Consider the following 23,148-nt stretch of genomic DNA (forward strand, 5'->3'; position numbering starts at 1 on the left):
GTGCCCCATTGTTCAGCCTTCTCTGGGTGGCCGGCGAAATAACTTCCCGCCGAATGCTGCTGATTGATGCGGTCAGGCCGCGGCGGACGGCACCGCGTGTCGCACGGGCACACCCGCTGCGGAATCGGCGTCGACGAGCGGCGGATACGGGTCGAGGCTGTCGACCGGGTGGTATTCCACCTCGACGGTCTGGCCGAGCCCGAAATCGATGGCGAGTTCCAGGAAGAGGTCGAGGGCCAGGTGGTCCTCGAATGCGAAACCGGTGGAGTCGAATACGGTGCTGCGCTCGCGCCACGGCAGGGCCGACCCGGGGTCGGCGCAGAGACTGGCCAGGGAGGGGCCTACGGCGTCCTCGGGCAGCTGCTGGCACTCGCCCTCGACGCGGGCCTGACCCAGGTGGTCGTAGGTGACGAGCGAACGGGCGAGCAGCCCGGCCGACAGCTCGGTCTTGCCCGGGAGGTCCGCGCCGACCGCGTTCACGTGGACGTGGTCGCGCATGACGGTGTCCGGCAGGACGGGGCCCTCGCCGACGCCCACGGTGGTGGCGGTGCAGATGACGTCCGACTCGGCGGCCACCCGTTCGGCCGTGACCAGCTGGATGTCGAGGTCCGGGCCGAGGAAGGCGACCCGGCTGGCGAAGCTCGCCGTGTGCTCGGGGTCGATGTCGTGGACCAGGACCCGGCGCACGTCGAACACCCGCGACAGGGCGTGCAGCTGGGTGACGGACTGGGCGCCGGCGCCGATGAGGCCGACGGTCGTGCTGTCCGGGCGGGCCAGCAACCGGCTCGCCACCGCGGACATGGCGCCGGTGCGGATCGCGGTGGGGACCACGCCGTCGGCGAGGGCGACCAGCTGTCCGGTCACGTCGTCGTAGCGGGCCACCGTGCCCAGAATGGTGGGGAGGTCATTGTTGGTGGGATTGCTCGGGGTGTATCCCACGGTCTTGAGCGTCATGCCCTTGCCGGGCTCGTGGTGCGGCATCCATTCAATGACGCCGACACCGTCGGAGTCGCGGGTGAATCCACCGCGCCGGGGCGTCGGTTCGACCTCGCCGCGGCCAAGTGCCGCAATTCCGCACGCCATTCGGTCGATCATCCGGTCCATCAGCGTGTCGCGCCCGACCAGCTGCACGATCCTGGCGATATCGGACGCAGGCAGAATTAACGTGCTCATACAGCCCCAGTCCCCCAACTGTCGATGTCTGCGTCCCGAGCGCTTGAGCCCCGGCCGGATTCGAACCTAGATCGCTGCCCGATGGCTGTCAACGCTTGCCAATTCGCAGGTCCAGCCCTTAAAGGGCGCGCAGCGCAAGGGGAGATGACAGGGCTTTGGTGTAGGCAACTTCACACGGAGGAAGTCGGTTGGGCCTGTCGCGTGCGCTTGTGGGGGATATGTTCACCGCCGCCGCGACCCACGGGCGGGAGTGGTTCCCCGCCCCGGCATGACGCCCGTCACGCCGGGACGCGCCGCTCTTCGGTAGGAGAGCCTCCGGATGGCGTTCAACTGCGCGGCGACCTAAGGGAATTGCGAATTCCGCTTCCCGGCCGGTCGGTCGCGCACGCGTCCGCACCGCCGCTCGTCGCAGCCGGCCGCCGCTCGTCGCAGCCGGCCGCCGCTCGTCGCAGCCGGTCGCTGCCGGGGCATAGGGATCCGTACGCCCGGTGGCCGGCCGGAGCCGGCACCGGGCGCACCGGTCGTGCGGAGGCCTCTCAGTGGCCGAGGCGCTCCAGCGCCTGGACGGGGTACCGCTCGCCGGCCACCGCCTCCTCGGGCACGGCCGCGCGCAGCAGGTCGAGGTCGCCGGGGGTCAGACGCAGGTCCACCGCGCCCGCGTTCTCCTCCAGGTACCGCCGGCGCTTGGTGCCGGGAATGGGTACGACGTCGTCCCCCTGGGCCAGCAGCCAGGCGAGCGCCGCCTGGGCGGGTGTGCAGCCGAGCCGCGCGGCGACGTCCCCGACGGCGCGGACGAGCGCCAGGTTGCGGTCGATGTTGTCGTCGGCGAAGCGCGGCCAGCGCCGCCGGTTGTCCTGCGGGCCCAGGTCCTCGCGGGAGGCGAGCGCCCCCGTGAGCATGCCGCGCCCCAGCGGGGAGTAGGCCACGACGGCGATCCCCAGCTCGCGGCAGGTGGCGAGCAGCTCGTCCTCCACCACGCTCCGGGTGAAGAGCGAGTACTCCACCTGCACCGCGCTGACGGGGTGGACGGCGTGCGCCCTGCGGAGTGTGGCGGTGCTGACCTCGCTGAGTCCGATGTGGCGTACCAGTCCCTCGTCCACCAGCCGGGACATGGCGCCCACCGTCTCCTCGACGGGCGTCGCGGGGTTCCTGCGGTGTGCGTAGTAGAGGTCGATGTGGTCGACGCCCAGACGGCGCAGCGAGGCGCGGCAGGCGACCGGGACGTAGGCGGCGGAGGTGTCGACGTCGCCGACCCGCCCGGTGGCCGCGTCGTGCCTCAGGCCGAACTTGGTGGCCACCACCATGCGGTCCCGGTCGCCGGGGTGCCGGCGCAGCCAGCGGCCCACCAGCTCCTCGTTGAGTCCCTGCCCGTAGGCGTCCGCGGTGTCGAGGAGGGTGACGCCCAGTTCCAGGGCGCGGTCCAGGGTGTGCTGGGACTCCTCCTCGTCGGGGACGCCGTAGGCGACCGACATGCCCATGCAGCCCAGGCCGATCGCCGACACCTCGGGCCCCTGGGCACCGAGTTCGCGGTACTTCACTGCGTGGTCCTTTCAGCAGACGGAAGGGCGGTGTACGCCCGGGCGACTTTCAGCAGCCACGCCACCTCGTCGGCGTAGCCCCCGCCGCCGGTCGCGTCCGGCCGCAGTGGCACGGGCTCCCCGCCCGGCTGCTGCCGGTCCCGCTTCGCGCGCAGGGCCGCCGCCAGCGACGTCGCCTGCACGCGCGCGTGGAGTCTGTCGCCCGACAGGCCGGCCTCGTGGCCCGACCGCTCGGCGGCGGCGACGACGTCCGGGTCCGTGTACGGCCGCAGCGCGAGCAGGCCGTCCTGTATCTCGATGACCCGGCGGTAGAGCCGGTAGTTGATGTCGCCCGGCAGGAGATGGGTGAGGCGGTTGTCCGACTGGGGGTTGAGGGCGATGTCGGGGATCGCCGTGGACAGCGCGTGCCACAGCGGGTGCAGCCGCTGGTAGGTGACGAAGTTGCGGGCCAGACGCCGTGCGTCGGACACCCGGGGGCCCCACGACGGCATGGTCAGGCCCGCCACCAGGAAGAAGATCCCCGTGCCGTTGGCGACCGGCGTCAGCAGCTCCCACTCCAGCGGGTCCAGCCCGAGCTGCACCGTGACCACGGAGAGCGCGCGGTTCAGGCAGTAGACGAGGCAGGCGCTCGCGCCGATCGCCGTGGTGTGCAGCCCCCTGCGCAGCCACTGCCGCCCGGCCACCCGCCCGTACCGGCCGCACAGACGGATGATCTCGATCATCCCGGAGCCGAAGGCGCTGACGTACAGGAGCAGATAGGCGGCCACGACCGGACGGTGGGCGTTCTGCAGGAGGTAGTGGGCGCTGCGCTGCTGCACCCCGCTCTTCGCCGCGATCCACAGGCTGAACATGACGACCGCCACCACGGCCGCCGCCCCCAGCCGTGCGAGGGCGCGCCGGCGGGCCTCCTCGCGGGGGTACACCCAGTAGACGATCGCGGTGAGGAAGGCGGCGCTGGACGCCACCCCGCCGAAGAGGTGGATGCCCAGCGCCCCGAGGTCGCGCACGCCCAGGGCGTCGTCGACCTTCCGCGCGACGAGCGGCGTGGAGAGCGTGAAGGAGACGCCCTTGCAGGAGAAGGCGACGAGCAGTGCCCTCAGCGCCGGATCGTCCCGCTGGTGCCGCACGTCGCGCAGCTTGTAGAGGAAGGCCAGCGCGCACAGGGCCGCGCATGCCGGGAACACCACGGCCTTCACGTCGTGCATGGGACCTCCTGCCGTCGCCGCCGGCCCGGGACGTGGGCGCGGCGGTGCGCGCGGGCCCGGAACGGGACGCCGTCTACGACGTCGAGCTCGGCGAGGGCCTGGCCTTCGCCGACGAGGCGGTGCGGCGCGCCGGCCCGGGCCGGGACCGGAAGGTCAGCCGGGATTGAGGGAGTGGTCGATGCGCGCGACGGTCTCGGCGTCGACGGACGGCACGTCCCAGCGGCACTCCACCGGGGGGCGCGTGACCCGCTCGAGGATGAGGGAGGCGACGATCTCGGCCTCCTGCTCCTCCTCGGTGGAGTAGCTCGTGCGCCCGAGCACCTCGCGGACGAGCCTCGGGTCCAGGTTGGGCAGCAGCCGGCCGATCCCGGTCGGGTCGGGCCCGGTGGAGTCGGAGTGGCGGCACAGCATGTGTGCGAGCTCGTGGGCGATGATGTGGTCGCGGTGCAGCCGGCTGGTGTTCGCCTCGACGATGATGATGTCGGCGACGTCCGTGGCGAGCCACATGCCGCACGGGGTCTCGGCTCCCAGGGGGAGCGGCACGAGCTGGATCGGACGGCCGCGGTCCGTGCTGAGCCGGTCCGTGAGCGTGGCGATGCTGCACCCGTCGGGCAGGTCCAGACGGGCCAGGATCGCTTCGGAAGCCCGGCGCAGGCGCTTGAGGTCTCCTTTACGGACCTGCTGCCGCGCCCGGGAGACGGTGGCCACGGCTGAAGGCTACCCTTTGCCCGCCACAGGCGTCCCGGCCCTTCGCAAGAGAGCGTGTTCCGTGTGGACGCGCGGACTCCGCGACATGTCATTCTCCCTGACGCACCGTTCCACTACCACTGTCCTGTGCAACTGCCTCGCTGTCGGCGATGGTAGCTCTCAAGGCCGACAACGCCTCGGTGAGGGTGGCTGAAATCGTTCGACGGGGGAACGCCTGTCTTGTTTTGGTGGTTCGGCGTCGCTCGCGCACCGGGGCACATGGGACGATGCCACCCGATACGTACGTCAGGCGTGTCATTCAGCCTAACCGGTGCGTGTTCCTCCCTAGAATCGCGGGATGTACATAGCCAGCACGTTCCCCGGAGGGGTGATCCGGTGAACCGGTCCGAGGCCACCGACGAGCAGTGGGAGGGACTGGCCGAGGTCGTCCCGCTGAGAGGTCACCAGGCATGGCCGTCCTGGCCCGACCACCGGGCCCTGCCCGAGGAGGAGCCCGAGCGGGACCGCCGGCGGCTCGTCGTGCTCCGCGTCCAGGTCTTCGCGGACGCGCGCGAGGTCGCCGAGCACCTGATCGCCCGCGTTCCGGTGCTGCTGGACCTCACCAGCGCCGACATCGACGTCGCCAAGCGGATCCTGGACTTCTCCAGCGGCGTCGTCTTCGGCCTGAGCAGCGCCATGCACCGGGTCGACACCAATGTCTTTCTGCTCGCTCCCGAAGGGACGGAGGTGGGTTCGGGGTACCCCGATCGTAGGAAGAATGATCAGCTGAAACGGTTTGGCTGAGAGGCCCCGCATACGGTCCGGGCATGGACGCCGCCCGCCAGCCTCAGCGCCCCGCCGTGACCGAACTGCGGCTCTCCGCCTTCAAGTCGCACCGCAACGCCGTCTATCCGCTCGCGCCCCTGACCCTGTTCCGGGGCGCGAGCGGCAGCGGCAAGTCCAGCGCGCTGGAGGCGTACGGGGCGCTCGCCCGGCTCGCCGGCGGCGACCGCCTCGACGAGGCCCTCGCCCCCGTGGCCGGCGGGGCCCTGGCGTGCGTACCCCAGTCGGCCAGGCCCGACGCCCAGGGGCGGCGCGGCTTCAGGATCGGCTGCACCGTGGAGGGGCCGGTGGGCCCGGTCCGGCTGGACGTGGCCGTGCAGGCCGAGCCGGAGCTGCGGGTGGTCGGCGAGCGGCTGAGCGCCTCCGGGCGCGTCCTGTTGTCCACGGCGCTGCGGGACCCGGGCCTGCGCAAGGTCGAGGCCGCCTGGCACACCGCGGGCTCCGTGCCCGTCACCCGCGCCCCGCTGCCCGACGACCGGCTCGGCACCGCGCTGCTCCCGCTGCGCGTCGCCGGCAAGACCGCCGGACAGCGGATGGTGCTCGACGCGGCCGAGCAGACCGTGGTCGCGTTGCGCTCCGTCTTCCCCTGCGACCCGCGCCCCGAACTGATGCGCACGCCCGTCGCCGCGCGCGACGGGCTGCTGCGCGGCGCCTGTGACAACGTTGCCGCGGTGCTCGGCCGGACCCGCAACGAGTGCGTCACCCGGCACGCGGCCCTGGTCGCGGCCGCGGGGGCCGGCTGCCGGGGGCAGGTCGAGGGGCTGGGCGTGGAGGGCCTGACGGGCGGTCTCGTACGGGCCGTGCTGGCCCGCGGCCCGGGCGCGGACACGCCCTTGGAGCGGCTGGGGGACGGGGAGTTGCGCTATCTGGCCCTGTGCCTGGTCCTGCTGACCGGACCGGGCGTGCTGGAGGTGGATCCGGCCGCCGAGGTGCTGCCCGCGCGCCAGGTGCTGACCGTGCTGGCCGACGGCTTCGACCGGTGCCTCGACGGCCGCCAGGCGCGGGAGCTGCTGGGACTGGCGGCGCGGATGTGCGAGCGGGGACACATCAGGCTGGTGGGGTCGGTGCGGGGGGTGGTGGCAGAGGTGGCCGAGGAGGTGATGGGCGCCTCGATGGTAGACCTGGAGGTGTGACGGAAGACCAGGCAGAAGACCGGACGGAGCAGGCAGCGCCCTCGGGGGCCCCGGGACGCGGCGATGGCGTGGGGGGAGGCGGCGCCCTTGAGCTCGGCGCGTTGCAGCGCCGTCTCGCGGCGTTCGCGGCGGCGCGAGAGTGGCAGCCGTTCCACACGCCCAAGAACCTCGCGGCGGCGCTCAGCGTCGAGGCCTCCGAACTGGTGGAGATCTTCCAGTGGCTGACGCCCGAGGAGTCGGCGCGGGTGATGGACAGTCCCGGGACGGCGGGGCGGGTCCAGGACGAGGTCGCGGACGTCCTGGCGTATCTGCTCCAGTTCTGCGACGTGCTGGGGATCGACGTGCTGGCGGCGCTGTCGACGAAGATCGACCGCAACGAGCGGCGCTTTCCGGTACCGGGGGAGCGGGGCGGTGGGGCCCCGGACGAGGGCGATTGTCACTCTCCGGAGTGATGGGGTTGTCCACACCGCATTTGGTATCCACAGATTTCTGAATTCCCCTGGCTTTTCCGGCGGTTAGTCATCACTCTGGGTAGTGAGAGCGGGCGGACGGAAAATATGGGGGATCGGTCATGGACGCGGCGCGGCTGATCGAGGTCACACGGCACGCCCTGGCGCGGGCCGGGGCGGTGGAGGACATCGTCGTTGAGGCATGGCAGGCACAGGCGCTGGCGGAGGCGGTCGGGAGTCATCTCGCGGCGCACGGGCCCTTTGAAGTGCGGGCGGCGGCCCGGGGCCTGAGCGAGGCGGGCGGCAGGGCCTCCGGCGCGCTGTGCCGGATCGCCCTGCGCGCCGGAGGCTTACGGGCGGCGCAGCTGGGTGAAGTGCGCGACCCGTGGAGTGCGTTGACGGACCTCGGCGACCTCCTCGGGGAGGTGGGCATAGCCCTGGTGGGCGTCGCCTGCGCGTGCGAGGAGGACGCCGTCTACTGGCAGTGCATCGAGGCGATCGACGCCGCCGACGAGACGAGCGACCGGATCAGCGGACTGCTGAGACGGCTCACCCTGCGGGAGCGGGGAGGTGCGGCGTGAGGTGCCGCCGCGAGCGGGGGTGTGCGTCAGGCGTGGTCCTCGTCGCCCTGCGACGCGAGTCGCTCGGCGGTCGCCTGGGCCGACGACTGAAGGTCGGCGTCGAGCCGGGTCAGATCGGCGTTGAGCGCTGCCATCAGTTCCTCCATCTGTTGCAGCAGGCCCTTGGGCGCGCCCTGTTGCCCGGGGGCGGCGGCCTGGGTGGGCACCGCCTCGTCGGGCGCGGCTTCCTGGGTCATCGTGGCCTCCTCGGCCCTCGCCCTCCCGGAGCGGGCGGGCGGTGTTGCGGTCGTCGCCACCGGCAGCGGACACCGGTGCGCGGGCCGGGCGGTCCGGCTCCGCCCGAGCCAACGACCACCGGGCGCGCCGGACACTGGCCCGTACTCCGTAGGCCGGCGGCGGGCCGGGAATTTCACCCTGCCGGGCCGATTCGGGCGGCGCGGTCCGTGATCGGTTGACGGGTGCTCGAAAAGTGCAGGATGGAGGGGACCGCAAACAGAGGAGCCACCGCCATGTCCGCCCCCACCGCACCGCTGGCCACCGCGCTCGCCCGAGGACCCCTGGCCCTGGACGGGGGACTGTCCAACCAGCTGGCGGCCCAGGGGTGCGACCTGTCCGACGAGCTGTGGTCGGCCCGGCTGCTCGCCGACGACCCGCGCCAGATCGAAGCGGCCCACACCGCGTACGCCCGGGCCGGGGCGCAGGTGCTCATCACCTCCAGCTACCAGGCCACCTTCGAGGGGTTCGCCCGCCGTGGCCTGGGCTGGGAGGAGGCCGCCGTCCTGCTGCGGCGCAGCGTGACCCTGGCCCGGCGGGCGGCGGGGCGGGTGGAGCAGCAGGTGTGGGTCGCCGCGTCCGTGGGGCCGTACGGAGCCATGCTCGCCGACGGCAGCGAGTACCGCGGGCGGTACGGGCTCTCCGTGGCCGAGCTGGAGCGCTTCCACCGGCCCCGCGTGGAGACGCTGGCCGAGGCCGGCCCCGACGTCCTCGCGCTGGAGACGGTGCCCGACGCGGACGAGGCGGAGGCGTTGCTGAGGGCGGTGCGCGGGTGCGGGGTACCCGTGTGGCTGTCCTACAGCGTGGCGGGGGAGCACACCCGTGCCGGGCAGCCGCTGGCGGAGGCGTTCGCGCTCGCCGCCGGCGACGAGCAGGTGGTGGCGGTCGGGGTCAACTGCTGTGAGCCGGGCGATGTGGAGCGGGCGGTGGAGACGGCCGCGCGGGTCACCGGGAAACCGGTGGTGGCCTATCCGAACAGTGGGGAGGGCTGGGACGCCCGGGAGCGGCGGTGGCGGGGGCTGCCCACCTTCGACCCCGCCCGGGTGGGCCGGTGGACGGCGGCCGGGGCCCGGCTGGTCGGCGGATGCTGCCGGGTCGGCCCGGACCGGATCGCGGAACTGGCCCAGGTGCTGAAAAACCCATAGGAACGGGGCCATAAGGGGGGAGATACTGTGCCGTGTGTTTCTGACGATCAGTACGACCGGCACTCCGGAGAATCCGGCGACCGACCTCGGGTTCCTGCTGCACAAGCACCCCGAGAAGGCGCAGCGGTTCTCCACCTCCCACGGCACCGCGCACGTCCTCTACCCCGAGGCGGGCGTGGAGCGCTGCACGGCGGCGCTGCTGCTGGAGGTCGATCCGGTGGCACTCGTGCGGCGCGGCAAGGGCAAGGAGCGCGGCGGCCCGGCCGACCCGACGCTGGCCCAGTACGTCAACGACCGCCCCTACGCGGCGTCCTCGCTGCTGGCCGTGGCGCTCGGCAGCGTGTTCTCCAGCGCCGTCAAGGGGCAGTGCGCGGCCCGGCCGGAGCTGCCCGGGCGGGCCCGGCCCCTGCGCGTCGAGGTGCCCGCACTGCCCGCGCGCGGTGGCGCCGCCCTGATCGCACGGCTCTTCGAGCCGCTGGGCTGGACGGTGACGGCCCGGCCGGTCGCCCTGGACGAGCGGTTCCCCGAGTGGGGCGAGTCCCGGTACGTGTCGCTGGTGCTGGAGGGCGAGCTGCGGCTCGCGGACGCGCTGCGACACCTCTACGTCCTGCTGCCCGTCCTGGACGACGCCAAGCACTACTGGGTGGCGCCCGACGAAGTGGAGAAGCTGCTGCGCTCCGGCGAGGGCTGGCTGGAGGACCACCCCGAGCAGCGGCTCATCACCAGCCGCTACCTGTCCCGTCGCTGGTCCCTCACCCGCGACGCCCTGGAGCGCCTCGCCCTCGCCCGGCTCGCCGAGGCCGACGACAGCCGGGCCGAGGAGCTGGACAACGCGGTCGACGAGAAGGACGACACCGAGGAGCGGCCCCAGCCGCTGGCCGTGCGGCGCCGCGAGGCCGTCGTCGCCGCGCTGCGCGCGTCCGGCGCGGCCCGGGTGCTGGACCTGGGCTGCGGGCAGGGCCAGCTGGTCGGCGCGCTGCTCCAGGACACGCGGTTCACCGAGATAGTCGGCGTCGACGTGTCGGTGCGGGCGCTGAAGGAGGCCGCGCGCCGGCTGCGCCTGGACCGGATGACCGAACGGCAGTCGGCCCGGGTGACCCTCCTGCAGGGCTCCCTCGCCTACACCGACCGCCGGCTGGCGGGCTATGACGCGGCCGTGCTCAGCGAGGTCGTCGAGCACCTCGACCTGTCGAGGCTGCCCGCCCTGGAGTACGCCGTGTTCGGGGCGGCCCGGCCGGGGACGGTCGTCGTGACGACGCCCAACGCCGAGTACAACATCCGCTGGGAGACCCTCCCCGCCGGGCACGTACGCCACGCCGACCACCGCTTCGAGTGGACCCGGGAGGAGTTCCGCGCCTGGGCCGACCGGGTCGCCGGGCGGCACGGCTACGCCGTCGAGTTCACACCGGTCGGCGCCGACGACCCCGAGGTGGGGCCGCCCACGCAGATGGCCGTCTTCCGCAGGAACGACACCGGGAACGCCCCCCAGGGCACCGACGGCGAACGCGGCACCGACGAGACCGCGAAGGAGGAGGAGACCGCATGAGCAGCGCACCCACCACACCGGCCGAGCCCATCCGGCTGGGCGTGCCCGACCTGTCCCTCGTGGTCCTCGTCGGCTCCACGGGCTCCGGCAAGTCCACCTTCGCCGCGCGCCACTTCCTGCCGACCGAGACGATCTCCTCCGACTTCTGCCGCGGTCTCGTGAGCGACGACGCGAACGACCAGAGCGCCAGCAAGGACGCCTTCGACGTCCTGTACTACATCCTCGGCAAGAGGCTCGCGGCCGGCCGGCTCACCGTCGTCGACGCGACCAACGTCGAGCCCGAGGCCCGCAAGCAGCTCGTCCGCGTCGCCCGGGAGCACGACGTCCTGCCCGTCGCGATCGTCCTCGACGTCCCCGAGGACGTGTGCGCCCGGCGCAACGCCACCCGGCCCGACCGGGCCGCGCTGCCCCGCCGCGTCATCCAGCGCCACCAGCGCGAACTGCGCCGCTCCCTGGGGCACCTGGAGCGCGAGGGCTTCCGCAGGACGCACGTCCTGCGCGGCGTGGCGCAGGTGGAGTCGGCCGAGGTCGTCCGCGAGCGCAGGTTCAACGACCTGCGGCACCTGAGCGGCCCGTTCGACATCGTCGGCGACGTCCACGGCTGCCGCTCCGAGCTGGAGAGCCTGCTGACCCGCCTGGGCTACGCCCTCGTCCGCGACGAGGCCGGCCGCCCGGTGGACGCCACCCACCCCGAGGGGCGCACCGCCGTGTTCGTGGGCGACCTCGTCGACCGCGGCCCGGACAGCCCCGGCGTGCTGCGGCTCGTCATGGGCATGGTGGCCGCCGGGCACGCCCTGTGCGTCCCCGGCAACCACGAGAACAAGCTCGGCCGCTTCCTGAGCGGCCGCCAGGTCAAGGCCACCCACGGCCTGGCGGAGACGATCGAGCAGCTGGAGCGGGAGGCCGGGCGGGATCCCGCGTTCCGCGAGCGGGTCCGGGACTTCGTCGCCTCGCTGGTCAGCCACTACGTGCTCGACGGCGGGCGGCTGGTGGTGTGTCATGCCGGGCTGCCCGAGAAGTACCACGGCCGCACCTCCGGCCGGGTCCGCTCGCACGCCCTGTACGGGGACACCACGGGGGAGACCGACGAGTTCGGCCTGCCCGTGCGCTACCCCTGGGCGGAGGACTACCGCGGCCGTGCCGCCGTCGTCTACGGCCACACCCCGACCCGGTCGGCCACCTGGCTCAACAACACCATCTGCCTCGACACCGGCGCTGTCTTCGGCGGCAAGCTGACCGCGCTGCGCTGGCCCGAGCGGGAGCTGGTGGACGTGCCGGCCGAGCAGGTCTGGTACGAGCCGGCGCGGCCGCTGGTGACCGAGGCGCCCGGTGGTGCGGACGGCCGGCCGCTCGACCTCGCCGACGTCACCGGCCGCCGCGTCGTGGAGACCCGGCACCTGGGCCGCGTCGCCGTCCGCGAGGAGAACGCCGCCGCGGCCCTGGAGGTCATGAGCCGCTTCGCCGTCGACCCCCGCCAGGTGGTCTACCTCCCGCCGACCATGGCGCCCTGCGCCACCTCCAAGGAGGAGGGCTATCTGGAGCACCCCGCGGAGGCGTTCGCCGCCTACCGCGAGGCGGGCGTGCGCCAGGTGGTCTGCGAGGAGAAGCACATGGGCTCCCGCGCGGTGGTCCTCGTCTGCCGCGACGCGGACGTGGCCGCCGAGCGCTTCGGCACGGCCGACGGCGTGCCCGGCACGGTGTACACCCGCACCGGCCGGCCGTTCTTCGACGCCCCCGAGACGGCCCGGCGGCTGCTTGAGCGGCTCGCCGCCCGCGTGGACGCCGCCGGCCTGTGGGAGCGGCTGGAGACCGACTGGCTGCTGCTGGACGCCGAGCTGATGCCCTGGTCGCTGAAGGCCACCGGCCTGCTGCGCGACCAGTACGCGGCCGTCGGCGCGGCCTCCCGCGTGGTCTTCCCGCACGCCCTGGCGGCGCTGGAGTCGGCGGCCGCGCGCGGCGTGGACGTCGCCGGGCTGCTCGACCGTCAGCGCGAGCGGGCCGGGGACGCGGCGGCGTTCACCGAGGCGTACGGGCGGTACTGCTGGCCGGCCGGCGGTGGGGAGGGCGGCCTGGACGGCGTCCGGCTCGCGCCGTTCCAGATCCTGGCCGCCGAGGCCCGCAGCCTCGCCACCCTGCCGCACGACGAACAGCTCGCCCTCATCGACCGGCTCGTCGATCAGGACGCCGCCGGGGACGGACCGGGGGAGGCCGGCGGTCTGCTGGTCCGTACGCGGCGGCTGTTCGTCGACACCGAGGACGAGACGTCGGTGGCCGCCGGCACCCGGTGGTGGCTGGACCTCACGGCCGCCGGCGGCGAGGGCATGGTCGTCAAGCCGCTCCAGGCCGCCGCGCGCGGTGCCGACGGCAGGCTCCTCCAGCCCGGCGTCAAGTGCCGCGGCCGCGAGTACCTGCGCGTCGTCTACGGCCCGGAGTACACCCGGCCCGCCAACCTGGACCGGCTGCGCATACGCCACCTCGGCCACAAGCGCTCGCTCGCCCTCCGCGAGTACGCCCTGGGTCTGGAGGCCCTGGACCGGCTGGCGGCCGGCGAGCCGCTCTGGCGGGTGCACGAGGCGGTCTTCGCGGTCCTCGCCCTGGAATCGGAGCCCGTGGATCCGCGCCTGTAGCGGTTCTGGGCCCCGGCCGGCCCCCGGCACGCGGTGGCACCAAGTGCCTCGCGTGCCGAGTGATCACGGCTGGTTCAGGTGAGGATGGGGGGATGGGATTCCATGTCGATTCCGAGGCCGGGCGGCTGCGCCGCGTCATCCTTCACCGCCCCGACCTGGAGCTGAAGCGGCTCACGCCGTCCAACAAGACCGCCTTGCTCTTCGACGACGTGCTCTGGGTGCGCCGCGCCCGCGCCGAGCACGACGGCTTCGCCGACGTGCTGCGCGAGCGCGGCGTCGAGGTGCACCTCTTCCAGGACCTGCTGGAGGAGAGCCTGCGCGTCCCGGCCGCGCGGGCGCTCGTCCTGGACCGGGTGTTCTCGGAGAAGGAGTACGGACCGCTCGCCACCGACCACCTACGGGCCGCCTTCGACGCGATGCCCCCCTCCGAGCTGGGCAGCTGGCTGGTCGGCGGGATGACCAAGCGGGAGTTCCTGGAGCGGCACCCCGAACCGGTCTCCGTCCGCTTCCACGCCATGGACCTGGACGACTTCCTGCTCAACCCGTTGCCCAACCACCTCTTCACCCGCGACACCTCGGCCTGGATCTACGACGGCGTGTCCATCAACGCCATGCGCTGGCCGGCCCGTTGGCACGAGACCGTGCACTACGAGGCCGTCTACCGCCACCACCCCCTCTTCGCGGCGGGCGGCTTCCACGTCTGGTGCGAGGGGCAGTCGGCCTACCCGTCCACCATCGAGGGCGGCGACGTCCTGGTCATCGGCGAGGGCGCGGTGCTCATAGGGATGAGCGAGCGGACCACTCCGCAGGCCGTGGAGATGCTGGCCCGCGGCATGTTCGCGGCCGGGTCGGCGCGCACGATCGTGGCGCTGGACATGCCCAAGCGAAGGGCGTTCATGCATCTGGACACCGTGATGACGATGGTGGACGGCGACACCTTCACGCAGTACGCGGGCCTGGGCATGCTCCGCTCGTACACGATCGAGCCGGGGACCACCGAGGGGGAGCTGAAGGTCACCGACCACCCGCCGGAGCACATGCACCGCGCGATCGCCGCCGCCCTGGGGCTCGACTCCATCCGGGTGCTCACCGCCCGGCAGGACGTCCACGCGGCGGAGCGCGAGCAGTGGGACGACGGCTGCAACGTGCTGGCCATAGAGCCGGGTGTGGTGGTGGCCTACGAGCGCAACGCCACGACCAACACGTTCCTGCGCAAGCACGGCATCGAGGTCATCACCATCCCCGGCAGCGAGCTGGGGCGCGGCCGGGGCGGGCCGCGCTGCATGAGCTGTCCGGTCGAGCGGGACCCCGTACCGGGACTGTGACCGACGTCTCTGCATATAGATGCGAGGTTGCGTATAGAATTTCAGCCTTATCGTGCAGTGTCGGTGAGCGCGTTCTCCATGATCCGTGCCACCGGCGTCTTCCTTGTTCACGACCCTGACCCAGGACCGAGGAGCCCCACCCCATGGCGACAGACCTCAAAGGCCGCCACTTCCTCAAGGAGGCGGACTTCACCGCCGAGGAGTTCCACAGCCTGATCGAGCTGGCGGCGGAGCTCAAGGCCGCCAAGCAGGCGGGCACGGAGCAGCCCCGGCTGGCGGGGCGCAACATCGCGCTGGTCTTCGAGAAGAGCTCCACGCGCACCCGCTGTGCCTTCGAGGTCGCCGCCGCGGACCAGGGGGCCCGTACGACCTATCTCGACCCGGTGGGCTCACAGATCGGTCACAAGGAGTCGGTCAAGGACACCGCCCGCGTCCTCGGCCGGATGTTCGACGCCATTCAGTACCGGGGCCACGGTCAGCACGTCGTGGAGGAGCTGGCCGTCCACGCCGGTGTGCCGGTCTTCAACGGGCTGACCGACGAATGGCACCCCACCCAGATGCTCGCCGACGTGCTCACCATGACCGAGCACACCGCCAAGCCCCTGGAGCACGTCGCCCTCGCCTACCTCGGCGACGCCCGGTACAACATGGGCAACTCCTACCTCATCACCGGCGCCCTCCTCGGCCTGGACATCCGCATCGTCGCGCCGGAGGAACTCTGGCCGGCCCCCGAGGTCGTGGCCCGGGCCCGGCAGATGGCGGAGGCCAGTGGCGCGCGGATCACGCTCACGGACAGCGTCACCGACGGCGTGGACGGCGCGGACTTCATCGCCACCGACGTGTGGGTCTCGATGGGCGAGCCCAAGGAGGTCTGGGACGCCCGGATCGCCCTGCTGTCCCCCTACGCCGTGACCATGGACGTGCTGCGGGCGACGGGCAACCCCGCCGTGAAGTTCCTGCACTGCCTGCCCGCCTTCCACGACCTGGGCACCACGGTCGCCCGGGAGATCTACGAGCGGCACGGGCTGACCTCCCTGGAAGTGACCGACGAGGTCTTCGAGTCCGTGCACTCGGTCGTCTTCGAGGAGGCCGAGAACCGGCTGCACACCATCAAGGCCGTGCTGGTGGCGACGCTCGCCGGCTGACCCCCCAGCGCGGGTGCGCGCCCGGCGGACGGAGGGCCCACGGCCCCTCCGGGCCGGTCGCGCACCCTCCAGGCCTATCGCGTACTCGTGACGACGGTCACAAGACGGTGATAACTTCACCGGGCAGGCACCAGCCCCCCGGCTGAAGGAGGCCGTGCTCCATGAGCCCGTTCACCGGCTCCGCGTCCCGCACCGAGGAATGGCGGCACCTGCGCCTGACCCTCGACTCCGGGGTCGCCACCGTCACCCTCGCCCGCCCGGACAAGCTCAACGCCCTCACCTTCGGCGCCTACGCCGACCTGCGCGACCTCCTGCCCGAACTGGCCCGCGACGGCTCCGTACGGGCCCTGGTGCTCGGCGGCGACGGACGCGGCTTCTGCTCGGGCGGCGACGTCGACGAGATCATCGGGGCGACCCTCGCCATGGACACCGACCGTCTCCTCGACTTCAACCGCATGACCGGACAGGTCGTCCGCGCCCTGCGCGAATGCCCCTTCCCCGTGGTCGCCGCCCTGCACGGGGCCGCCGCCGGCGCCGGCGCCGTCCTCGCCCTCGCCGCCGACTTCCGCGTGGCCGACCCGACCGCCCGCTTCTCCTTCCTCTTCACCAAGGTCGGGCTCTCCGGCGGCGACATGGGCGCCGCCTACCTCCTGCCCCGCGTCGTCGGCCTCGGTCACGCCACCCGGCTGCTCATGCTCGGCGAGCCCGTCCGCGCCCCGGAGGCCGAGCGCATCGGCCTCATCAGCGAACTGGCCGACGAGGGCCAGGCCCACACCGCCGCCCAGGCCCTCGCCCGGCGCCTGGCCACCGGACCGGCCCTCGCCCACGCCCAGACCAAGGCCCTGCTCACCGCCGAGCTCGACATGCCGCTCTCCGCCGCCATCGAACTCGACGCCGCGACCCAGGCCCTGCTGATGCACAGCGCCGACTACGCCGAATTCCACGCCGCCTTCACCGAGAAGCGGCCCCCCAAGTGGCAGGGACGATGACCGCCGCACGGGTCGCGGTCATCGGCGGCGGCCCCGGCGGCCTCTACGCCGCGGCCCTCCTCAAACGGCACGACCGGCGGCGGGACGTCACCGTCTGGGAGCGCAACGCCCCCGACGACACCTTCGGGTTCGGCGTCGTCCTCTCCGACGAGACGCTCGGCGGCCTCGAAACCGCCGACCCGGCCGTGTCCGCCGCCATCGGCGAGGAGGCGGTCCGCTGGGACGACATCGAGGTCGTCCACCGGGGCAGCAGGCTCGTCTCCGGCGGCCACGCCTTCGCCGCCCTCGGCCGCCACCGCCTGCTGGAGTTACTGCACGAGCGCTGCCGCACCCTCGGCGTCACCCTCAGATTCCGCACCGAGGCGCCGCCCGCCGCCGAACTGGTCCGCTCGCACGACCTCGTCATCGCCGCCGACGGCGTCCACAGCCGCACCCGCCGCAGCCACCGCGACGTCTTCCGCCCCACCCTCACCCCCCACCGCTGCCGCTACATATGGCTCGCCGCCGGCTTCGCGCTCGACGCCTTCCGGTTCGAGATCGCCGAGACCGAACACGGCATCATGCAGCTGCACGCCTACCCCTTCTCCCCACGGGCGAGCACCGTCATCGTCGAAATGCGCGAGGAGGTCTGGCGGCGCGCCGGGCTCGACCGCTGCGACGAGGAGGAAACCCTCCGGAGCTGCGGAAAGCACTTCTCCGGCCTCCTCGACGGCCGCCCCCTGCGCACCAACCGCTCGGCGTGGACCGTCTTTTGCACCGTCGTCAACGAGCGCTGGTCCCACGGGCGCACGGTCCTCCTCGGCGACGCCGCCCACACCGCCCACTTCTCCATCGGATCCGGCACCAAGCTGGCCGTCGAGGACGCCGTGGCCCTGGTCCGCCACCTGGACCGGACCCCGGCCGTGCCCGAGGCCCTGGCGGCCTACGAAGCCGAGCGGCGGCCCGTGGTGGAGTCCACGCAGCGGGCCGCCCGCGCCAGCCTGGAGTGGTTCGAGGACCTCGCCCACCACGTCGGCCGGCCGCCCCACCGGTTCGCCTTCGACCTGCTCACCCGCAGCCGCCGCGTCACCCACGACAACCTCCGCCTGCGCGACGCCGGCTTCGTCACCGCCGTCGAGAAGGAGGCGGGGATCCCGGCGGGCACGCCGCCGATGTTCACCCCCTTCCGGCTGCGCGGCCTGACCCTGCGCAACCGGGTCGTCGTCTCCCCGATGGACATGTACTCCGCCGTCGACGGCACACCCGGCGACTTCCACCTCGTCCACCTCGGCGCCCGCGCCCTCGGCGGCCCCGGACTCGTGATGACCGAGATGGTCTGCGTCAGCGCCCACGGCCGCATCACCCCCGCCTGCGCGGGCCTGTACGCGCCGGAGCACGAGCGGGCCTGGCGCCGCGTCACCGACTTCGTCCACCAGCAGGCCCCCGGCACGGCCATCGGCGTGCAGCTCGGCCACTCCGGCCGCAAGGGATCCACCCGCCGCATGTGGGAGGGCATCGACCAGCCGCTCCCCGAGGGCAACTGGCCGCTGGTCGCCGCCTCCGCCCTGCCCTACCGCCCCGGCGTCAGCCAGACCCCGCACGCCCTGACCCCGGGCGAACTCGCCGACCTGCGCGAACAGTTCGCCCGCTCCGCCCAAGCGGCCGCCCGCGCCGGTTTCGACCTCCTCGAACTGCACTGCGCGCACGGCTACCTGCTGTCCGGCTTCCTCTCCCCGCTCACCAACCACCGTGACGACGCCTACGGCGGCGACCTCCCGCGCCGGCTCGCCTTCCCGCTGGAGGTCTTCGACGCGGTGCGGGCCGTGTGGCCCGCCGAGCGGCCCATGACGGTCCGGATCTCCGCCACCGACTGGGCCGAGGGCGGGACGACCGCCGAGGACGCCGTCACCGTCGCCCGCGCCTTCGCGGACCACGGCGCCGACGCCGTCGACGTCTCCACCGGCCAGGTCGTGCCCGACGAGCGTCCCGCCTACGGGCGCTCGTACCAGACGCCGTTCGCCGACCGCATCCGTCAGGAGGCGGGCGTGCCGGTCATCGCCGTGGGCGCCATATCGTCCTGGGACGACGTGAACTCCCTGATCCTGGCCGGGCGCACGGACCTGTGCGCGCTGGGCCGGCCCCACCTGTACGACCCGAACTGGACGCTGCACGCGGCGGCGGAACAGGAGTACTCCGGGCCGGGCGTGCACTGGCCCGTGCAGTACCGCGCGGGCAGCCGCAAGCCGCCCACGGGACGCAAGGCGTGAGGCCCGAGGCCTCCCGGCCGCGCAGGGCGTCCGCGTCCTACGTCAGCCCCATCGTCACGAAGTGCGCCCCCGCGTCCCGCAGCCGGGCGTGCAGTGCCGCGAAGACCCGGGCCGCGCGCCCCCCGGGCCAGTCCGCGGGCAGCAGCGCGGTCGGCAGCCACGGATCCGCGTACGGCAGCCGCCGCCAGGAGTCCAGGGCGAGGAGGTAGTCGCGGTAGGCGGCCTCCGGCGGCACCGGCCTCCGGCGCGACCAGCGGCGCAGCACGGGCTCGTGGGTTTCGAGGAACGCGCGGTGCTGCCGCGCCAGGGCGTCCAGGTCCCACCACCGGGCCACGGACTCCGTGGTCGGCTCGAAGCCCAGGTGCCGGCCCCGGAACAAGTCGACGTACGTGTCCAGGCCGAGCCGTTCGAGGGTGTGCCGCGTCTCCTCGTGGACGTGCGCCGGGGCGATCCACACCCCCGGCGCCGCCGTGCCGAAGCCCAGCCGTGCCAGCCGCGAGCGCAGCAAGTGGCGCTTGTGCCGCTCCTGTTCGGGAACGGAGAAGACCGCGAGCAGCCAGCCCTGGCCCGGGCGCGTGGCAGGACGGCCGTAGATGCGCCGGTCGCCGTCGTCCAGCAGCTGCCGCGCGGCCTCCGACAGCCCGTACCCCGCCGCGCCGTCGGCCGTACGGCCCGAGACGAGCAACCCCCGCCGTTTGAGCCGGGAGACGGCCGACCGCACCGACGGCGAGTCCACGCCCACCGCCCCCAGCAGCCGGATCAGTGCCGCGATCGGCACCGGGCCGGCGGGCGTGCCCGCGGTGCCGCGCCCGTAGGCGCCGTAGAAGGTGACGATGAGGGACCGGGGAGTGTGGGGCGGTTGCTGGTCAGTCACGGGGAAACTGTAAAGGGCCCGCGCGCAACCGGAATCGTTGCAACTTACCGGTGGGGGTGCGGGGAAGGGCGTCGGGAAACTCGATCACGCGGGGGCACTTGTACGGAACGATCTCCTTTTTGGTGAACTCCCGCAGTTTCTCCGCCGTTTCCCCGGTCCGGGGCACTCCGGGACGCAGGACGACGTGGGCGACGACGATCTGGCCGCGCCGCTCGTCGGGGCGTCCGACCACGGCGGCCTCCAAGACGTCGGGGTGGCGCAGCAGGGCCTCCTCGACCTCGGGACCGGCGATGTTGCAGCCGGCCGAGACGATCATGTCGTCGGCGCGGGCGACGAAGCGGAAGTAGCCGTCGGGCTCCCGGACATAGGTGTCGCCGGTGAGGTTCCAGCCGTCGCGCACGTACTCCCTCTGGCGCTCGTCCGCCAGGTAGCGGCAGCCGGTGGGGCCGCGCACGGCCAGCAGCCCCGGGCTGCCGTCGGGCACGGGGGCTCCGTCGGCCCCCACGACGCGGGCCTCGTAGCCGGGCACGGGAAGCCCGGTCGTGCCCGGGCGGATGCGGTCGTCGGCCGCGGAGATGAAGATGTGCAGCATCTCCGTGGCCCCGATGCCGTTGATGACGCGCAGCCCGGTGGCCCGCCGCCAGTCGTGCCACAGCCGCGCCGGCAGGTGCTCGCCGGCGGAGACGCACCGGCGCAGCGACGAGGTGTCGTACGAGCCGAGCCTCGCGAGCATGGCCCGGTAGGCGGTGGGCGCGGTGAACAGGACGCTCACTCCGTGCCGTTGGACGTCGCCGAGGAGCTTGTCGGGGCCGCCCCAGTCGGTCAGCAGGGTGCTGGCACCGGCGCGGAGCGGGAAGACGACCAGACCGCCGAGGCCGAAGGTGAAACCGAGCGGCGGGCTGCCCGCGAAGACGTCGTCGGGGTGCGGCCGCAGGACCCGGGCCGAGAAGGTGTCCGCGACGGCGAGCACGTCGCGGTGGAAGTGGACGCAGCCCTTGGGGCGGCCGGTCGTTCCGGAGGTGAAGGCGATCAGCGCGACGTCGTCGGCGGCGGTGGCGACCGCCTCGTAGGAGGAAGGTTTGTCCGCCGAACGCCGCAGAAGGTCGTCGGGCGACGAGCCGCCGAACAAGGTAACGCGTAAGTGTGACACCTCTGCCGCGAAGACGTCGTCGGCCGATCGGGTGTCGACCAGGGCGTGCCGCACCCGCGCCAGCCGGCAGATGTCCGCCAGCTCCTGCGGCCGCTGCGCCGGTAGCACGGTCACGGCCACCGCGCCGGCCTTCACCACCGCGAGCCAGCAGGCCGCCAGCCAGGGCGTGGTGGGCCCCCGCAGCAGCACCCGGTTGCCGGGCACGACACCCAGGTCACGGGTCAGGGTGTGGGCGATCCGGTCGACGCGCGCCTTCAGATCGCCGTACGACCACACGCGCCCCTCGCCGTCCCGCACGGCCGGCCGGTCCGGGCCGAGCCGCGCGACGGTCGCGTCCAGCAGCGCCGCACCGCAGTTGAGCCGGTCCGGATAGCGCAGGGCGGGCCCGTCCGCGAGATCGAAGCGGAGATCGGGCCACTGGTCGGTGGGCGGGAGGTGGTCGCGGGGAAAGGTATCGGCATGGGCCGACGGCGTGAACTCCATCGCGGATGCGCCCCCTCGCGCCGAGAGCCGAGCGGAAAAGGGAGGTGAACGGGGGGTCTTGCCAGCGATATGGATCCGCTGCCAGCGTAGCGAGTCGGTGACGACAGTCAACAGAGCGCGATATCGAGCGCGGAGCCCGCGCCCGGGAAGGGTGGTGGCCCGTGACCACACCGTTCGCACTGGACCGCACACAGCACACCTGGTGCGCCGAACTGCGCGACCTCGCCGCACGACGGCTGCGTCCCCTGGCCGAGAAGGGCGAGCCCGGGCACGTCAACCGGCCGCTCGTGGCCGCCCTGGGCGAACTCGGCCTGCTGGCCCGCGCCCTGCCTGTCGAAGGGCCCGCCCGGGCCATGGACCTGTGCCTGCTGCGCCTGTCACTGGCCCAGGAGTGCACCGAGGCCGAGACCGCCCTGGCCCTCCAGGGCCTGGGCGCGCATCCGGTCGCCCGGTCCGGCACCCCCGACCAGCGCGCGCGCTGGCTGCCGGACGTCGTGGCGGGCCGCGCGGTGGCCGCCTTCGCGCTCAGCGAGCCGGGCGCCGGCTCGGACGCCGCGGCCCTGGAACTGCTCGCCGAGCCGGCCGGCCCCGGCCCGCGCGGCGGCGGAGGCTGGCGGCTCACGGGGGAGAAGTGCTGGATCTCCAACGCCCCCGAAGCCGACGTCTACACCGTCTTCGCCCGCACGGGCCAGGCCCCCGGTGCCGCCGGAGTCACCGCCTTCCTCGTCCCCGCCGACCGGCCGGGCCTCAGCGGCCGGCCCCTGGAGATGCTCAGCCCCCACCCCGTCGGCACGCTCGCCTTCGACGCCGTGCCCGTCGGCCCGGACGACGTGGTGGGCGAGGTGGGCGGCGGCTTCCGCGTCGCCATGACCACGTTGGACCTCTTCCGCCCCAGCGTCGGCGCCTTCGCCGTGGGCATGGCCCGTGCCGCTCTCGACGCGGCGCTGCTCCACGCGTCCGAGAGGCAGGCGTTCGGCGGCCCGCTCAAGGACCTCCAGGCCGTCTCCCACCAGCTCGCCGAGATGGCCACCCGCACCGAGGCCGCCGCCCTGCTCGTCCTCGCCGCGGCCTCGGCGTACGACGCGGGGGAGCCCGGCGTCGCCCGCCGCTCCGCGATGGCCAAGCTCTTCGCCACCGAGACCGCCCAGTACGTCGTCGACGCCGCCGTGCAGATCCACGGCGCCCGCGCCCTGCGCCGGGGCCACCTCCTGGAGCACCTCTACCGCGAGGTGCGCGCCCCGCGCGTCTACGAGGGGGCCAGCGAGGTGCAGCGGACCATCATCGCCAGGGAGCTGTACCGATGACCCTCCGGCGCACCAACCCGGCCGGGCTGTCCCCGCCCACCGGCTTCACCCACGCCGTCACCGCCACCGGCGGCCGGCTGGTGTTCCTCGCCGGCCAGACCGCGCTGGACGCGGACGGCACGGTCGTGGGCGACGGCCTGCCGGAGCAGTTCGAGCGGGCGCTGGCCAACCTCCTGGCCGCCCTGCGGGCCGTGGGCGGCGAGCCCCGGCACCTGGCGCGCGTGACCGTCTACGCCACGGACGTCGGGGCGTACCGCGCCCACGCGAGGGAACTGGGCGCCGTGTGGCGGCGCCTGGCGGGACGGGACTACCCCGCGATGGCCCTCGTGGGCGTCACCCGGCTCTGGGACGAGGAGGCCCTGGTGGAGCTGGACGGAACGGCCGTGCTGCCCTGACGGCGGGGCCGGTGTACGGTTCGGTACCGTTCCGTGT

Annotated in this window: 21 protein-coding genes; 14 read left to right on the forward strand and 7 right to left on the reverse strand. The window is 73.4% G+C overall.

All coding sequences use genetic code 11. From position 1 onward, the window contains the following. Positions 1-72: 72 nt before the first annotated feature. From CYQ11_RS24305 to CYQ11_RS24315, 3 genes are all read right to left on the reverse strand, one after another. A complete protein-coding gene (locus tag CYQ11_RS24305; protein WP_099202461.1) occupies positions 73-1,173 on the reverse strand; it encodes an ornithine cyclodeaminase family protein in 1,101 nt (366 codons plus the stop codon). Between the two features lie 536 nt (positions 1,174-1,709). Next, positions 1,710-2,711 (reverse strand): aldo/keto reductase, encoded by a 1,002-nt coding sequence (locus CYQ11_RS24310; RefSeq protein WP_099202462.1) that lies wholly within the window; start codon positions 2,709-2,711, stop codon positions 1,710-1,712. Further along, a complete protein-coding gene (locus tag CYQ11_RS24315; protein ID WP_099202463.1) occupies positions 2,708-3,916 on the reverse strand; it encodes an MAB_1171c family putative transporter in 1,209 nt (402 codons plus the stop codon). Before CYQ11_RS24315 ends, CYQ11_RS24310 begins: the two co-directional genes overlap by 4 nt. Positions 3,917-3,960: 44 nt before the next feature. Between CYQ11_RS24315 and CYQ11_RS30705 the strand changes: the two genes are divergently transcribed. Next, positions 3,961-4,083 (forward strand): hypothetical protein, encoded by a 123-nt coding sequence (locus CYQ11_RS30705; protein ID WP_279382115.1) that lies wholly within the window; start codon positions 3,961-3,963, stop codon positions 4,081-4,083. Here the strand turns inward: CYQ11_RS30705 and CYQ11_RS24320 are convergent. Next, entirely contained in the window at positions 4,070-4,624 is a 555-nt protein-coding gene (locus CYQ11_RS24320; RefSeq protein ID WP_099202464.1) for a toxin, read from the reverse strand. The genes CYQ11_RS30705 and CYQ11_RS24320 overlap by 14 nt on opposite strands. A gap of 375 nt (positions 4,625-4,999) precedes the next feature. Here CYQ11_RS24320 and CYQ11_RS24325 point away from each other — a divergent pair, with 375 nt between their 5' ends. The 4 genes from CYQ11_RS24325 to CYQ11_RS24340 all read left to right on the forward strand — a co-directional run bounded on the left by CYQ11_RS24325 (position 5,000) and on the right by CYQ11_RS24340 (position 7,609). Next, the gene (locus CYQ11_RS24325) at positions 5,000-5,407 is read left to right on the forward strand and encodes a cell division protein SepF (protein WP_240003687.1); all 408 of its coding nucleotides are present in this window, start codon (positions 5,000-5,002) and stop codon (positions 5,405-5,407) included. Between the two features lie 23 nt (positions 5,408-5,430). After that, positions 5,431-6,579, forward strand: a complete 1,149-nt coding sequence (locus CYQ11_RS24330) for an AAA family ATPase (RefSeq protein WP_099202465.1) — start codon at positions 5,431-5,433, stop codon at positions 6,577-6,579. A gap of 68 nt (positions 6,580-6,647) precedes the next feature. Continuing rightward, entirely contained in the window at positions 6,648-7,031 is a 384-nt protein-coding gene (locus CYQ11_RS24335; protein ID WP_099202861.1) for a nucleotide pyrophosphohydrolase, read from the forward strand. 119 nt (positions 7,032-7,150) lie between these two features. Next, positions 7,151-7,609 carry a DUF6099 family protein gene (locus CYQ11_RS24340; protein ID WP_099202466.1) on the forward strand — a complete coding sequence of 153 codons (459 nt, stop codon included), beginning with the start codon at positions 7,151-7,153 and terminating at the stop codon, positions 7,607-7,609. A 26-nt stretch (positions 7,610-7,635) separates the two neighbouring features. Here CYQ11_RS24340 and CYQ11_RS24345 read toward each other — a convergent pair whose 3' ends face one another. Further along, positions 7,636-7,845, reverse strand: a complete 210-nt coding sequence (locus tag CYQ11_RS24345; RefSeq protein WP_099202467.1) for a hypothetical protein — start codon at positions 7,843-7,845, stop codon at positions 7,636-7,638. A 273-nt stretch (positions 7,846-8,118) separates the two neighbouring features. Here CYQ11_RS24345 and mmuM point away from each other — a divergent pair, with 273 nt between their 5' ends. The 7 genes from mmuM to CYQ11_RS24380 all read left to right on the forward strand — a co-directional run bounded on the left by mmuM (position 8,119) and on the right by CYQ11_RS24380 (position 18,905). Then, a complete protein-coding gene (gene mmuM, locus CYQ11_RS24350; protein ID WP_099202468.1) occupies positions 8,119-9,027 on the forward strand; it encodes a homocysteine S-methyltransferase in 909 nt (302 codons plus the stop codon). Between the two features lie 34 nt (positions 9,028-9,061). Continuing rightward, positions 9,062-10,573, forward strand: a complete 1,512-nt coding sequence (locus CYQ11_RS24355; RefSeq protein ID WP_099202469.1) for a 3' terminal RNA ribose 2'-O-methyltransferase Hen1 — start codon at positions 9,062-9,064, stop codon at positions 10,571-10,573. Further along, complete coding sequence (locus tag CYQ11_RS24360; protein ID WP_099202470.1) at positions 10,570-13,200, forward strand: polynucleotide kinase-phosphatase; 2,631 nt, start codon at positions 10,570-10,572, stop codon at positions 13,198-13,200. Before CYQ11_RS24355 ends, CYQ11_RS24360 begins: the two co-directional genes overlap by 4 nt. A 92-nt stretch (positions 13,201-13,292) precedes the next feature. Further along, positions 13,293-14,525 carry an arginine deiminase gene (locus CYQ11_RS24365; protein WP_099202471.1) on the forward strand — a complete coding sequence of 411 codons (1,233 nt, stop codon included), beginning with the start codon at positions 13,293-13,295 and terminating at the stop codon, positions 14,523-14,525. A 143-nt stretch (positions 14,526-14,668) separates the two neighbouring features. Beyond that, the gene (gene argF / locus CYQ11_RS24370) at positions 14,669-15,670 is read left to right on the forward strand and encodes an ornithine carbamoyltransferase (RefSeq protein ID WP_099202472.1); all 1,002 of its coding nucleotides are present in this window, start codon (positions 14,669-14,671) and stop codon (positions 15,668-15,670) included. Positions 15,671-15,831: 161 nt separating this feature from the next. After that, complete coding sequence (locus CYQ11_RS24375) at positions 15,832-16,659, forward strand: enoyl-CoA hydratase family protein (protein WP_099202473.1); 828 nt, start codon at positions 15,832-15,834, stop codon at positions 16,657-16,659. Beyond that, positions 16,656-18,905: a bifunctional salicylyl-CoA 5-hydroxylase/oxidoreductase gene (locus tag CYQ11_RS24380; protein ID WP_099202474.1), complete on the forward strand. Its 2,250-nt coding sequence runs from the start codon at positions 16,656-16,658 to the stop codon at positions 18,903-18,905. Before CYQ11_RS24375 ends, CYQ11_RS24380 begins: the two co-directional genes overlap by 4 nt. A gap of 37 nt (positions 18,906-18,942) precedes the next feature. On the opposite strand, the gene CYQ11_RS24385 is transcribed toward CYQ11_RS24380, so the two are convergent. Together CYQ11_RS24385 and CYQ11_RS24390 are read right to left on the reverse strand one after the other, a co-directional pair. Beyond that, the gene (locus CYQ11_RS24385; RefSeq protein ID WP_099202475.1) at positions 18,943-19,779 is read right to left on the reverse strand and encodes a PaaX family transcriptional regulator; all 837 of its coding nucleotides are present in this window, start codon (positions 19,777-19,779) and stop codon (positions 18,943-18,945) included. Further along, positions 19,772-21,412 carry an AMP-binding protein gene (locus CYQ11_RS24390; RefSeq protein ID WP_099202476.1) on the reverse strand — a complete coding sequence of 547 codons (1,641 nt, stop codon included), beginning with the start codon at positions 21,410-21,412 and terminating at the stop codon, positions 19,772-19,774. The genes CYQ11_RS24385 and CYQ11_RS24390 overlap by 8 nt, the downstream gene beginning before the upstream one ends. Positions 21,413-21,573: 161 nt before the next feature. Here CYQ11_RS24390 and CYQ11_RS24395 point away from each other — a divergent pair, with 161 nt between their 5' ends. Together CYQ11_RS24395 and CYQ11_RS24400 are read left to right on the forward strand one after the other, a co-directional pair. Next, positions 21,574-22,716: an acyl-CoA dehydrogenase family protein gene (locus CYQ11_RS24395; protein WP_099202477.1), complete on the forward strand. Its 1,143-nt coding sequence runs from the start codon at positions 21,574-21,576 to the stop codon at positions 22,714-22,716. Further along, complete coding sequence (locus tag CYQ11_RS24400) at positions 22,713-23,111, forward strand: RidA family protein (protein ID WP_099202478.1); 399 nt, start codon at positions 22,713-22,715, stop codon at positions 23,109-23,111. The genes CYQ11_RS24395 and CYQ11_RS24400 overlap by 4 nt, the downstream gene beginning before the upstream one ends. Positions 23,112-23,148 lie beyond the last annotated feature (37 nt).

The sequence above is a fragment of the Streptomyces cinnamoneus genome, from assembly GCF_002939475.1.
Lineage (GTDB): Bacteria > Actinomycetota > Actinomycetes > Streptomycetales > Streptomycetaceae > Streptomyces > Streptomyces cinnamoneus_A.